This is a genomic window from Phytohabitans aurantiacus (genome assembly GCF_027923225.1).
Classification (GTDB): Bacteria; Actinomycetota; Actinomycetes; order Mycobacteriales; family Micromonosporaceae; genus Phytohabitans; species Phytohabitans aurantiacus.
The window spans coordinates 323,104-336,797 of record NZ_BSDI01000007.1; the positions used below are offsets into that span (position 1 = coordinate 323,104).

A 13,694-nucleotide genomic window follows, 5' to 3' on the forward strand; every position below is an offset into this window, starting at 1 on the left:
GTATGTGGAAATCACCGTTTGGATCGCGGCCTGGCAGATGCAATGCTGCGGCGATCCGTTCCGGCCGGGCGAGCGTGTCGCCTGGACCGTCCTAAGAGGAGCCAGGACTGTACTGGGAGGAGCCAGGACTGTACTGGGAGACCAGGCGGTCACGGTGGACGCCGTCGAGGAGCATCACCAGGAAGACGACAGCCAGGTAGAGCCGGTCATCGGCACCGTCGCGTCCATCCGGGCGGTGAGTCGCTCGGGCGTGACAACCGACGTCGAGCTGGCCGACGGATGGACCGAGTCGCCATCCGGCACCGGGCTGATGGGCTATCTCGTGGAACTGACCGGCGCGGCACGCGGAGACGAGGCCGCACGCGCCTCGCGATAGCGCATAACGCGGTGCCGACGGGGTTGTCAAGGGTCGGAACGTCATATTCGCGGCCCGCACGGGCGGTAAGGATGGCGACTTCGCCGCACATTTCTTACCGAACCCGAGCACCATGCCGAACCCCGAGCAAAGGAGCGCACCGCGTTGCGAAAACACACACTGCTGGCCGCGGTGGTCGCCGCTGGTGTGGCGGTCACCCTCGCCCAGACCATCGACGGTCAGGCCGGCGTCGTGCCGGCACGCGCGGCCGCGGCGGCGCCCGCTGGGCAGTACACGGTGACGCTGTTGACAGGTGACCGCGTCACGCTGGGGTCCGTCGACGGCCGGCGGCTTTCGGTACGCCCCGGCAAGGGACGTACCGGCATGCGCTTCGCCGTCGAACGCACCGGCGAGGCCGTGTACGTCATCCCGCTCGACGCCCAGCCGCTGGTGCGCGCCGGCCGGGTCGACCGGCGACTGTTCGACGTCACCGGCCTGGTCGAGGCCGGCTACCACGACGAGGCGCGCGACAGCCTGCCGTTGATCGTGCGGGGCGGCGGCGCGAAGTCCACGGGTGCCCGGATCACCCGGGAGCTTCCCGCGGTCGGCGGCGCCGCGGTGGTCGCCAAGAAGGACGGCGCCCAACAGATGTGGGCGAGCGTGGCGGCGGGCGGCATACCGCGGGTCTGGCTGGACGGCCGGCGCGAGCTCACGCTGGACCGCAGCGTGCCCCAGATCGGGGCGCCGGCCGCCTGGGATGCCGGGTACACCGGTCGTGGGGTGACCGTCGCGGTGCTGGACAGCGGCGTCGACACCAGCCACCCGGACCTGGCCGGCAAGGTCGCCGACGCCGCGAACTTCACCGAAGAGGAGCCCGGCGACCAGACCGGGCACGGCACACACGTCGCGGCGACGATCGCCGGCGTTGGGAGGTACCGGGGTGTGGCGCCGGACGCCACGCTGGTCGCCGGCAAGATCTGCGAGCTGCGCGGCTGTTTCGAGTCGGCGATCCTGGCCGGCATGCGGTGGGCCGCCGTGGACAAGAAGGCCGACATCGTGAACCTCAGCTTCAGCGCCGCGGACCTGCCGGACCTCGACCCGGTGGAGGAGGCCGTCAACACGCTGTCCGCGGCGCACGGCACGCTGTTCGTGGTCGCCGCGGGCAACGAGGGCGGGTCACGCACGGTGGGCTCACCCGGCAGCGCCGACGCGGCGCTCACGGTCGGCGCGGTGGACCGCGACGACGCGCTGGCCCCGTTCTCGTCCCAGGGACCCCGCATCGGCGACGACGCGGTCAAGCCGGACATCACCGCCCCCGGGGTGGAGATCGTCGCCGCCCGGGCGGCCGGCACCGCGATGGGCACCCCGGTCGACGACACCCACACGGCGGCCTCCGGCACATCGATGGCGGCCCCGCACGTTACCGGCGCCGCGGCGCTACTCGCCCAGCAGCACCCGGACTGGACCGGCGACCGGCTCAAGGCGACGCTGATGGCATCGGCCGCACCGGGGGCCGGGCTGTCCGCGTACCAGCAAGGCGCTGGCCGCGTCGACGCCGCCCGCGCGGCGGTCCAGACGGTGACCAGCGATCCGGTCAGCGTCTCTTATGGACGGCAAGCCTGGCCGTACGACGGCGGCCCGGCCGTCCGCACGGTGACCTACCGCAACGCCGGCACCGCTGGCGTCACCCTGTCGCTCAAGGTCGACGCGGACGGTCCCGCCGGCATGTTCACCGCCAGCGCCGACACGGTGCACGTGCCAGCCGGCGGCGAGGCGGCGGTGACGGTCAGCGCGGACGTGACCGTCGACGCCCCACCGGGGCTCTACTCGGGCGCCCTCGTCGCGACCGCCGGACAGACGCGCGTGATCACCCCTCTGGGTGTCCACAAGGAACGGGAGAGCTACGACCTGACCATCTCCTACCTCGATCACGACGGCGCACGCACGCGGAACGCCTTCGCGACCGTGGTCGGTTGGGACGAGATGGAGTGGGCGTGGCCGGTGGTGCGACCGGACGGCACCTCGACAGTGCGGCTGCCCAAGGGGCGCTACAACCTGGGCGCGTTCATCGACTCCGCCCGCGGCGCGGCCCTCGTGACACGCCCGGTCGTCGACCTGACCCGGGACCTCGCTTTCACCCTCGACGCGCGCGCGGCCAAACCGGTGGTGCTGGCCGTGCCGGAGCCGTCCGCGACCCTCGGTTACGTCGAGGCCGGCTACACGTTCCACCGGCCGTACCACTCCGAGGGAGCCGGGATGACCCTGGTCGGATACGACTTCGACAGCGTGCGGACCGCGCAGGTCGGCACGGCGCCGGACAAGCTGATCGGCCTGGTCGCCGCGCAATGGGCCCGACCCGACGGCGCCGGCGACTTCGCCGACAGTCCTTTCCTGTACGCCACCGCGGAAGCGTTCCCCGGCCGGCTGCCGACCGGGTTCCGGAAGAACTACCGGGCCAGCGACCTCGCGACCGTCCGCCAGCGCTTCGCCGCGGGCGCGCCGGGACAGCCGGCGACCCGGACGCTGTTTCCGGTCTTCACGCCGCACATCGACGTTTCGGGGCTCCCCATCCCGACGTCCCTGCCCGGCTCGCGGGTGGAGTACGTCAACACCAACAACGGCGTCCGCTGGTTCTCGGATTTGGCGGTGGACGGCCGGCTGAGTCAGGGGCCGACGGCCTACCGGGCCGGTCGCGAGTACCGCGACGAGTGGCTGGCCGGCCCGATCGGCCCGGCCTTCGGGCAGGTCGTATACCCGCCACAGCAATGGGCCAGCCGGATCGGTGACGAGCTCATCGTCGACCTGCCGCTGTACGGCGACCGGGCCGGTCACGCCGGGCTCGACTTCCCCACCGAGACCGCCCGCACCTCCCTGTACCGCGACGGCGTCCTGATCGGCGAGTCAACCGAATCCGGCGCGGGGACCTTCCCGGTGCCGGCGGAGGCGGCCGAGTACCGCTTGGAGGTGGCCGATACCCGCGGCGGCGACCTGACCACCCGGCTGGAAGCGGCGTGGACGTTCCGCTCCGGCCACGCCGACGAGCGGGTCGCGTTGCCGCTGGCGACGGTGCGTTTCACGCCCGTGCTGGACGCGAACAACGCCGCCCCGGCGGGTCGCCCGTTCGCCATCCCGGTCGCCGTGGAAGGGCATCAAGGCACGGTGCGGCGGTTGACCGTCGAAGTCTCGTACGACGACGGGGGCACGTGGTCGAAGGCGCCGATCCGGGCGGGCCGGGCCATGGTCCAGCACCCCGCCGGCGCTGGCTTCGTGTCGCTGCGGGCCACAGCCGCCGACGCGGCCGGCAACACCGTGACCCAGACGCTCATCCACGCCTACCGCCTCGCATAACCCTTTCACCGTCACAGCATCTTCACCGTCACGGCGCCGCGGCCCATGCCAGGGTCAGCGGCGCCGTAGGCGTATCCGCTCCAGCACGCCCGGCGCCAGCCTGGCCGTTCCCGGGCGGTCGAGGGGTTGGGTCATGGTGATGGGTGCCATGAACCAGGGCTGGCCGTCACCGAGAAGCGGCGAGTAGACCGGCGCGAACGCCTGGTCCAGCAGGTGGATCGCGAAGTCCGTCGAGACCTGCCCGCGCTGGTCGACCGCCGCCGTACCCTGCCACGGCGGCACCGCCGACCCGCCCAGGCCCGCGAACCCGCACCGCCCCGCTACGGGCGTGCTCAGGGTGAGCCGTACCCGCGGCCAGAACATCCGGTCGTACCCGAGATCGTGATCGGTGCGTACGACGCTGACGTAGTGCAGCGCGGCGTCCCATGCGGCACGCAGGATCGCCCGCCGCGCCTCGACCACCTCGGGTGGCACCGGCCCGTCGAGGTGGTAGACGTCGGCGTAAAGCGTGCTCGCCCAGTCGTGATTCGCGGTCCCGCCGGGCGGCACGGCCACCGAATGCACCAGCGAACGGAATATCTCCGCCACCGTGACGCCGGATGGGCGCGGGCCGGCGGGGTCCAGGACCCGTGACCGGTTCAGCGCACCGATCGGGTCCCGGGTGACGTCCAGGTCCCGGTACGCCTCCGCGAGGGCGGACCGGTGCGCGGCCAGCAGGCCGCCGCGCGCCCGCACCGCGTCGAGACCGAGTTGCTCGGCGGCCGCCTCGTCGACATCCCGCAACTCCAGCACGCCGTCGGCGCCGGCGAGGCGCAGATAGTCGCGAAGGCGGTGCAGGTACGCCTCCGTGACCGTGTGCGGGCGGATCCGGAAGTGGTTGCCGTCGGTCAGCAGCGTGATGCGCAGCCCGGGCGGGTAGACGCCGGCGACCGCGGTGGCGAGTTCACGGAGCCGGACCAGCAGCGCGAGCTCGGCCAGATCCGGCAGGGTACCGAGCGCCTTGAGCCCGCTGTCCGCCTGCTTCACCGGAAACGCCGGCAACACCACGCGGATCGGCTCACCCCGCTCGACGTACGGGCCGATGTCGCGGGCCGCCGTGTCGAACGAGTAGGCCGTACGCGCGCCACGCCGGAACCGCTTGCGGGTCAGCACGTGGTACACCAGCGCCGTGGGCGTCGCGTCGCCCTGCCGCTTGGCGCGCGTCGCGGTCTCGTCGGCGGCCGCCAGCGCGCCACTGATCAGCCGCTCAACCACGCCGAGCGACTCGGACCGGGACAGGTGCACGCCGTGTCCGGCGAGCGGCGGACGCGTCGCGAGCTCGCCGACGTGCAGTTCACCCACCGAATGCGCGTGCGACAGCACGGGACCGTCGAGCGGGCGAGGCAGCCGCTCGAACGTCGACACGGTCGCGGTGCCGGCGCTCGGCTCATCCCCGGGGACGAAACCGGGAAGGGTGACAGCCACCATCCGCGCGCCCGGCAGCGCTCGGGCCAAGGCTTCGCGGTTGTCGGCGAGGTCGTCGAAGACCGCGATGATGTCGAGATCCGCGACCTTCGCGGTATGAACGGCCTTCAGCTCGGCCACCGGCCGGATCCGGTCGTCCGGCATCATCAGCAGTCGCGGTCCCAGCAACCCGCCATTGGCCAGCGCCGCCTCGGTCGGTGTCCGGACGCGTTCGCGCCGGCCGGTGTTGAAAACCACCGTCCCGCCGCGATCCTCCACGTCACGGATGAACCGTACGACTCCTGCGGCCAGGTCATCGTGCGCGAGCCTGGCCCATGGCCGGTGAAAGGCTCGGCAGTAGTCGAGCCGCATCGCCTCGAAATCGACATCGGGATATGCCCGCGACAACCCGTTCGCCTTGATGAATTGCCGCCACGCCTGGGGCTGGTCGGTGGGCAGCAGATCCAACAGCTCCGGATACGCCAACTCGAGGATGCCGTCGGGCGCGCCGGGACGCGCCGCGCTGACCTGGCGCGCCGCGTGCAACGTCCGGTCACGCGGATCGAGAACGACGAAATCCAGATCCATCATCACCGCCGGCCGCGGCAGCGACAGGTCCGCCCGGCGCCGCCGGGTCCGCTCCTCCACCTCATCGAGTACGCCACGCAGCGTGCGGTCCTGCGCCTCGGGTACACAGTGGACATGTGCGGCGAGCGGGTGATCCCCGCGCAGCATGTCAGCGGTCGCCGGTGCGAGAAAGCGCAGTTCCTTCGCGGCGACCCGCCATACTCGCGATCGCATGCTGTCCGCGGGCCGTCCACTGGGAGTGAGCGCCGCCGCGATCAGGTCGAGACAGCGCGCGAGGTCCCGAGCCGCCCGGTCGATCTCCGCCGGCGAGGATGGTGGGTTCAGCCCAGACAGCACCACGCGTCCGGTCACCCGGTGTGGCGGGACGACTTCGATCGCGACGCTTTCCGGAGCGGTGTCCGGGACGGCGCCAGTGTGCTCCAGCACGACGCGGAACACCGTCACCAGCGGGCGTACCACAAACTCCGCCCAGCGGTCCTCCTGGTGAAGGTCGGACCGTAGCTTCCCATCCGCGAGCAGCGCGGCGAGCGGCGTCGCTACGGTGCCGCCTGGATACGCGGGATGCGCCGGCCACGGACCTTCCGGATCCGCCACCGCGGCGTACAGGCGCAGCAGTGGGTGGCGGGCCACCGCGGTCGTTACGACGTTCTTGAGCCCCAGCACAGGCCCAGTGAAACCGGTGTGCCTTTCATACTGCTTTCATCGTGCTTCGTCCGACATCGGCCGATGAAAGAGCCATGAAAGGCCAGCTCGTTAGCGTGGCCGGGTGGGTAGTGGACGAGTCACCGCCGGCGGCGCGGAGTTGTATTACGAGACTCACGGCGCGGGCCCGGACATGCTGTTGATAGCGGGCGCGGGCGGCACCGCGGCCAGCTTCACCGGCGTCGTGCCGTTCCTGGCCGAGCGGTTCCGTCTCATCACCTACGACCGGCGCGGACTCAACCGCAGCACCGGCCGCGACTCCCATTCCGGCACGATGCGGCAACAGGCCGCCGACGTACTGGCCGTCCTGGACGCCGCCGGCGCCGAGCGTCCGATCGTCTTCGGTACGTGCGGCGGAGCCTCCGTCGGGTTCGAGTTCTGTGCCCGGTACCCCGATCGCGTGCGGGGTCTCGTCGCGCACGAACCCATCACGGTGCGCGTGCTCGACGACGCGGCCGCGCAGCTGCGGTTCTTCCGGCAGATGTGCGAGGAGAACGTCCGCGAGGGCCCGATGCCGGCCATGATGCGGTGGATGACGTACATGGGCCGTGATTTCGAGTTGAAGATCCGGCCCGCGTTCCGGGAACGGACGCTGGCCGATGGTGACTTCGTCTTCCGTCACGACCTGATGCCCATGGTGGAGTATCTGCCCGACGCGTCCGTTCTGGCGGACCGGGTCCCGGTCACGCTCGCCGTCGGTGAGGGCAGCCGGAAGGGCGATTACAGCTACGCGCGAACGGTCCTTCCGCTCGCTCGGATGCTGGGTTGCGAGGTCGCGGAGATACCCGGACACCACACCTCGTACATCTACCGGCCGGAGGTCTTCGGGCCGGCCCTGGGAGAGCAGGCGCTTTCACTGATCGGGCGGCTGGCGAAGGCGACGAACGAATGACGCGGGCGCCCAACTTCGTGGCGGCGATCCGGAGTACGGTCCAGCGGCACGGCGACGACCGCTGGTACGCCTTCGTTCGCGCGGGCCGAGGCGAGCTGGTCGAGGACCGGTACACCTTCGCCGAGCTCGACGCCCGGGCGCGCTCGGTCGCCGCGTGGCTCATCGAAGCCGGCTGGCAGGACCGTACGGCGCTGTTGCTCTATCCGGCCGGCCTGGACTTCCTCGTCGCCTTCCTCGGCTGCCTTTACGCCCGCGTCATCGCGGCGCCGTCGCCGCTGCCCTCGGAGGACCCGCGCGGTCTGCAACGGCTGGTGGGTATCGCTCGCGACGCCGACGTGCGGCTGGTGCTCACGGACGAGGCGTCCCGCGACGGGCTCGCCGCATCGCTGGTCGAGCACGGCCTGGGACACATCGCGTGTGTGGCCACCGACTCCCTGGCGTTGCCGGATGCATCGGCGTGGAGTGCGCCGCCGATGGGGCCTGACACGGTCGCCTTCCTCCAGTACACATCCGGTTCGACCAGCGAACCCAAGGGCGTCGTGCTGTCGCACGCCAACCTGCTGCACAACGAACACGCCATCTGGACGAAGCTCGGCGGCCCCTCCGGCGGGACCCTCGTGGGCTGGCTCCCGCACTACCACGACATGGGGCTCATCGGCCTGCTGATCCAGCCTCTGTACGCCGCGCTGAACCTGGCCATCACCTCCCCCGCGACCTTCGTCAGGCGTCCCGCGACCTGGCTGGAGCTCATCACCCGGTACCGCGCCGACATCACCGTCGCACCGAACTTCGGCTACGACTGGCTCCTACGAAGACTCACCGACGCGCAACTCGCCGGTACGGACCTTTCGTCGCTGCGGATCGCGATGAACGGCGCCGAGCCGATCCAGCCCCGCACCCTCCGCGCGGTGTGTGAACGGCTGGGGCCGTCGGGCTTCCGTCCGGATGCCTGGATGCCGGTCTACGGCATGGCCGAGGCGACGCTCATCATCGCCGGCGCCGGCCGGAGCCAGGGCGCGACGATCCGCACCTTCCGGGCCGACGAGCTGGAAAGGCACCGGGCTTTACCGTCCGAAAGCGGCATCGATCTGGTCTCGTGTGGCAAGCCTCTCGACTTCGACGTCCGCATCGTCGACCCGGACACGCTGGCCGAACTGCCCGATTCCGAGGTGGGCGAGATCTGGCTGAGCGGCGGAAGCGTCGCCAGCGGCTACTGGCGGCAGGAAGCGGTATCGGCCGAGACGTTCCAGGCCCGTACAAAGGCGGGTATCGGTCCTTTCATGCGCACCGGCGACCTCGGATTCCGCCATGACGGCGAGCTTTACATCACCGGGCGCCTCAAGGACCTCATCATCGTCAACGGGCGGAACCTGTACCCGCAGGATCTGGAAGAAGCCGCGCTGATCCACCCCGCGGTAGGTGTCGCGGCCGCCTTCACACCCGGCAGCGATCTGGACCGGGTGGTGCTCATTCAGGAGCTGGGGATGTCGGGTCTCGCGGTGGAGCAGGTGCCCAACCTGGCCGAACGGGTCCAGGCCACGCTGGCCCACATGTTCACCATCCCCGCGCCCACGGTGCTTTTCGTGCGTCGCGGCGCCGTCGCCAAGACCACGAGCGGAAAGGTACGGCGCGGGCACATGCGCGCCCAGTTCCTCGGCGGCACCCTCGTGCCCGTCCACACGCGGGCGGGCGCCTGATGGAGGGCGGCCCGGCCTACGACCCGCTTGGCCCCGCACGCGACCTGGAACGGCGGCTGGGCGACCCGACCGACCCTACCGTCGCCTTCTCGTTCGCGCGGATACGCCATCTCGACGAACGGGAGGAGTTTCCCGAGGCCATCTGCGACGGCTTGACCTCCTGGGGTTTGCACGAATACTTCGTACCGGCGCAGTACGGCGGGCGGCTCCACTCCTACGAGCAGCTCCTGCACCTCGTCCGGCTTGTCGCGCGGCGCGACCTCACCGCGGCCATCGGATACGGAAAGACGTTCCTCGGCGCGGTGTCCGCCTGGATCGCGGCCACTCCCGAGCAGTGCGCGGGACTGGCGGCGAAGATCCTCGCCGGCGCGCCCGTGTCGTGGGCCCTGACCGAGCGAGACCACGGCAGCGACCTGCTCGCCAGCGAGGTGACGGCGACGCGGCTGGACCAGTCCTACCGGCTCACCGGTGAGAAGTGGCTCATCAACAACGCCACTCGCGGCAGGCTCCTGTCGGTGCTGGCGCGCACCGACGCCGCGGGCGGTGCCCGCGGGTTCGGCGTGCTGCTCGTCGACAAGAACGATCTGCCACCGGGTACGCTGACCTGCCTGCCCAAGGTACAGACGTTGGGCATCCGGGGCGCGGACATCAGCGGCATCGCGTTCACCGACGCGGTGGTTCCTGACGCGGCACACCTGGGACCACCGGGGTCCGGCATCGAAATTGTCCTCAAAGGACTGCAGCTGACCCGGACGATGTGCGCCTCTCTCGCCCTTGGCGCCAGCGAACACGCGCTGCGCATCGCCATGGACTGGGCCGCCGCGCGCCAGCTGTACGGGCGTACCTTGGCGGACCTGCCCATGGCGTGGCGGTTACTGCTCGACGCGTACACCGATCAGCTGACCGCGGAGGCGGCGGCGATCGTCGGCAGCCGGCTGATCCATTGGAACCCGGAGGAGCTGAGCGTCGCCAGCGCCGCCGTCAAGTACGCGCTACCGGTGCGGTCCGAAAACACCATCGCGGCCCTCGGCAGGCTGCTGGGCGCGCGGTCGATCCTCTCCGGTGGTGACTTCCAGAAGGTCGCCAGGGACGCGCGGATCGTTTCCCTGTTTGACGGAAACACCCTGGTCAATCTGCACGCGATCGTCGCACAGTTTCCCAACCTCGTGCGCGGCTACCGGCGCGGGCGCGCGTACACCGACGTGACACCGGCGGCCGACGTGAGCCGCGCCGTGCCGCCGTTCGAGCGTGACCGGCTCAAGCTGTTCTCCCGGTACGGGCTCGGCGTGGTGGCAGCGCTGCCCGATACCGCCGCGGTACTTGCCGGCCTGGCGGAGACGGCACCCGTCCTGAAGCGCGCCGCGGAGCTGGCCCACACACTCGCGGCACGCACCGAGCAGCTTCACGCGTCGATCGCCGCCCTGCCGCCCGCCAGAGGCGGCGCCCCGGTCGTGCACCTGCAGCGAGCGAAAGAGTTCACCGAGTGCTACCTCGGTGCCGCGGCGATCGCGCTGTGGCTCGCCAACCATGCCCGCGCCACCACCATGGACACGGGTCCGCTCTGGGAAGGTGGGCACTGGTTGACGGCCGTCCTTCGCCGCGTGCTGACCGCCCTCGGCGAACCGGCCCCGGCCGAGCCGGATACCGACGAGATCCTGTGGACGCACCTGGCGGCGCAGGCGTCGTCGGGACGGATGTTCTCGCTCTTCGACTGCCAGCTGGCCGAAGGAGTGCGCGGTGCCTAGCGGACTCAGCGGACTCGAATCGCTGCTGGGGGATCCGCGCGACGGCGACAACCCGGTCAGCTACGCGGAGATCGTGCGCGCCGACGAGCGCGGCGAGCTGCTCGCGGCCGGGGAAGACGCGTTGACGTCCTGGGCGTTCAACGCCGAGTTCGTCCCGCCGCACCTCGGCGGCCGGCTACGCGCCGCCGACGAGTTGGTCCGCCGGATCCGCCCGGTCTTCCGCCGCGACATCGGCCTTGGGCTCGGCTACGGGGTCACCTCGTTGATGGCCGCGGTCAACGTGTGGTCGGCGGGAACGGGACAGCAGCAGCGCCGGGCGGCCGAGTTGTTGTTGCGCGGCGACCGACTGGCCGTGGCCTACCACGAGCTGGCGCACGGCAACGACTTCAGCCGCAACGAGTTCGAGGCCCGCTGGGAAGGCGAGCGGGTGCGGCTGTCCGGTACCAAAGAGCTGATAAACAACATCGCCCGCGCGGCCGCTTTCGTGCTGTTCGCGCGCACCGAGCACGGCGGCGGCCCGCGTGGACACTCGCTGTTCCTGGTCGAAAACGACACCGCCGGCCTGGCGCACCTCCCCCGGACACGGACCGTCGGGGTGCGCGGGGTCCAGCTCGGCGGCCTGCTGGCCCGCGATTGCGCGGTGCCCGCCGGTGCGCTGCTCGGCGATCGGGGCCAGGGCGTGGAGACCGCGCTGCGCTCATTCCAGGTCACCCGGGCCGTCCTGCCGGGCCTGGCCGTCGGCGCGGTGGACACCGCGCTGCGCACCGTCGTGCGCTTCGCCACGTCCCGCCGGCTGTACGGCGCTACGGTGCTGGACCTGCCACACTCCCAGGAGGCGCTCGCCGGCGCCTTCGTGGACCTGCTCGTCGCCGACGCGTTGGCGACGGTCGCGTGTCGCGGGCTCCACCTCCTGCCGGCCCAGGCATCGCTGCACGCCGCCGCCACGAAGTATCTCGTCGCCCGGCTGCTCACCGACGCCACGGAGGATCTGGCGGTCATTCTCGGCGCCCGCTATTACCTGCGGGAGGGTCCAGGCGCCATCTTCGGAAAGCACCTGCGCGACCTGCCGGTGATCAGCCTCGGACACGCGGGTGAGACGGCGTGCCTGCTGGCGATAATCGCGCAACTGCCGGCGCTCTCGCGGCGCGCCTGGCGGGAGCCGGCGACACCGCCACCGGCGCTGTTCGACCCCGCCGCGGCACTGCCGGAGCTGGCCTTCACCCGCCTGGCGCTTTCCAGCTCCGGCCGCGACGACATCACCGGCCTGCTGCTCAGCGCCGCGGCACACGGCCCGGAAGCCGGCATCGGCCCGGACGCGGGTGCGCTCGTGGCCAGCCTGAGCGACCAGCTGCGCACCCTCGCCGAGCGCGCGTCCGCCATCCCCCCGCTTCGCCGGGGACCACTCGCCGACGCGGAAACCTTCGCCCTGGCCGAAAACTACGCCATGCTGCTGGGCGCCGCGGCGGCTGTGGGCGTGTGGCGCGCCGGCCACGCGCGTGGCGACGCGTTCCTCGGCGCCCCGCGCTGGCTGACCGCGGCACTGGCTCGGCTGCACGCGCGCTTGACCCGGACGGCGGCACCCCTACCCGATGGGACCGTCGAATGGCTACTCGGCGAGCTCGTATGCCGCGAACGTGATGGCCTCTCCCTCGATCTGAGCCGGACGCCGGTTCTGACCTGATGTGATCGGCGAAAGGAAGGAAGTGCGATGTCTACGGTTGACCGTGCGACGGTGACGACGTGGCTCATCGAGCGGGTCGCGTTCTATGTGGAGCGTGAGCCCGCCGACATCGACCCGACGAAGCACCTCGCGATGTATGGCATGGATTCGCTGTACGCGCTGGGGCTGGCGGGGGATGTCGAAGACGAGTACGGCATCGACCTCGACGCGGCGGTCGTGTGGGACCACCCGACGATCGAGGCGATCGCGGCGTACGTGGAGAAGACTCACCCCTCCGCCGGCGTGCCAGATTGAGTATCCGTACGGATGCCGCGCGTCCCGCCCGGAGCGAGAATCGTCGGCATGCGTCGGATCACCGCTACCGCCCGCGCGGCCGTCGCCGTCGTTACCGTCCTTGCCATCCTCGCCGGATGCGCCCGGCAGACCAGCGCGGAGACCCCGGTAGACGGCGGCGACTGGATAACCTTCCAAGCCGCCGTCACCGCGGTACGGGGCAGCGACGATCCGCGCTCGCTGCTGCTGGACGTGACGGTGCTGGCCGGCCCCGAGGGATGTTCGCGCGACCCGCGGATCGGCACCCTCACCGAGGAGAACAACCTCATCTACGCCAGCGTCGTACACGACTCGCAGCTCTCCGACACGTTCGGCGCCTGCCCGACGTACGCTTCCGCGGTGGTCACACTGACCGCGCCGGAGCCGATCAACGGGCGGCGGGTCGTGCTCAACGACGAGATCTGGAAGCCGGCCGGCGACGCGTACGAGCGCTGCCACAAGACCTTCGGCTGCGATCCGATGCCAGCAAACCACTGCGACCCGAACTGGATCTACGTGGCGGTCGACGGCCTCGACGTGTCCCGGCACTCCACCGGGCACGTCGAAGGGTGTGACGCTTCTTGGCTGGTGATGACCGTTCCAGACGACCCGGTGCCCTGCGGCGCCGACCCGCGGTCCGGCTGCGTACCCGCGGTGAACGTGCGCCGATACTTCATGCGGTGGGTCGAGCCCAGCGGCTGGAGCACGATCGCCACGTCGACGCGGTCCGGCTGCGGCACGATAACGACGGCCGAGCCGGCGTTTCCGCCCGAGCTCTGCGCCCACCTCCCCAGCCCATCCTGACCTATCGGCGCTCCACAAGGGATGGTCGGTGGTAGGGGTAGCGTCACCGTCGCCCTTCCAGGTAGCGGGATGTCGCTGCCCGTAGGCCCCTCCTAGGGTCGGAGAGATCGACACGAGGGAGGGTGTG

The 13,694-nt window shown here is 71.0% G+C and carries 9 protein-coding genes; 8 read left to right on the plus strand and 1 reads right to left on the minus strand.

Going from position 1 to position 13,694, the window contains the following annotated elements:
* Nucleotides 1-4: 4 nt before the first annotated feature.
* Both QMG73_RS09155 and QMG73_RS09160 read left to right on the plus strand, forming a co-directional pair.
* Nucleotides 5-376, plus strand: coding sequence for a DUF6578 domain-containing protein (locus QMG73_RS09155; RefSeq protein ID WP_281893745.1), 372 nt, complete (start codon nt 5-7; stop codon nt 374-376).
* A gap of 159 nt (nt 377-535) precedes the next feature.
* Nucleotides 536-3,703 carry a S8 family serine peptidase gene (locus QMG73_RS09160; protein WP_407676774.1) on the plus strand — a complete coding sequence of 1,056 codons (3,168 nt, stop codon included), beginning with the start codon at nt 536-538 and terminating at the stop codon, nt 3,701-3,703.
* A gap of 54 nt (nt 3,704-3,757) precedes the next feature.
* Here the strand turns inward: QMG73_RS09160 and QMG73_RS09165 are convergent, their stop codons facing one another.
* Entirely contained in the window at nt 3,758-6,397 is a 2,640-nt protein-coding gene (locus QMG73_RS09165; protein WP_281893748.1) for an L-tyrosine/L-tryptophan isonitrile synthase family protein, read from the minus strand.
* Between the two features lie 103 nt (nt 6,398-6,500).
* On the opposite strand from QMG73_RS09165, the gene QMG73_RS09170 reads away from it, so the two are divergent.
* The 6 genes from QMG73_RS09170 to QMG73_RS09195 are packed head-to-tail and all read left to right on the plus strand — an operon-like array spanning nt 6,501 to nt 13,567.
* The gene (locus tag QMG73_RS09170; protein ID WP_281893749.1) at nt 6,501-7,328 is read left to right on the plus strand and encodes an alpha/beta fold hydrolase; all 828 of its coding nucleotides are present in this window, start codon (nt 6,501-6,503) and stop codon (nt 7,326-7,328) included.
* Nucleotides 7,325-9,025, plus strand: a complete 1,701-nt coding sequence (locus QMG73_RS09175; RefSeq protein WP_281893750.1) for a fatty acyl-AMP ligase — start codon at nt 7,325-7,327, stop codon at nt 9,023-9,025. Before QMG73_RS09170 ends, QMG73_RS09175 begins: the two co-directional genes overlap by 4 nt.
* Entirely contained in the window at nt 9,025-10,770 is a 1,746-nt protein-coding gene (locus tag QMG73_RS09180; RefSeq protein WP_281893752.1) for an acyl-CoA dehydrogenase, read from the plus strand. The genes QMG73_RS09175 and QMG73_RS09180 overlap by 1 nt, the downstream gene beginning before the upstream one ends.
* Nucleotides 10,763-12,451 (plus strand): acyl-CoA dehydrogenase, encoded by a 1,689-nt coding sequence (locus tag QMG73_RS09185; RefSeq protein WP_281893753.1) that lies wholly within the window; start codon nt 10,763-10,765, stop codon nt 12,449-12,451. Before QMG73_RS09180 ends, QMG73_RS09185 begins: the two co-directional genes overlap by 8 nt.
* Before the next feature lie 27 nt (nt 12,452-12,478).
* On the plus strand, nt 12,479-12,745 hold the full coding sequence (locus tag QMG73_RS09190) for an acyl carrier protein (protein ID WP_281893754.1): 267 nt from the start codon (nt 12,479-12,481) through the stop codon (nt 12,743-12,745).
* Between the two features lie 48 nt (nt 12,746-12,793).
* On the plus strand, nt 12,794-13,567 hold the full coding sequence (locus QMG73_RS09195; RefSeq protein ID WP_281893755.1) for a hypothetical protein: 774 nt from the start codon (nt 12,794-12,796) through the stop codon (nt 13,565-13,567).
* Nucleotides 13,568-13,694: the final 127 nt, after the last annotated feature.

Excerpts from the sequence above, each read along its gene's own strand:
- QMG73_RS09175 (WP_281893750.1), top strand. The coding sequence starts at position 7,325 with ATGACGCGGGCGCCCAACTTCGTGGCGGCGATCCGGAGTACGGTCCAG.
- QMG73_RS09180 (WP_281893752.1), top strand. The coding sequence starts at position 9,025 with ATGGAGGGCGGCCCGGCCTACGACCCGCTTGGCCCCGCACGCGACCTG.
- QMG73_RS09190 (WP_281893754.1), top strand. The coding sequence starts at position 12,479 with ATGTCTACGGTTGACCGTGCGACGGTGACGACGTGGCTCATCGAGCGG.
- QMG73_RS09195 (WP_281893755.1), top strand. The coding sequence starts at position 12,794 with ATGCGTCGGATCACCGCTACCGCCCGCGCGGCCGTCGCCGTCGTTACC.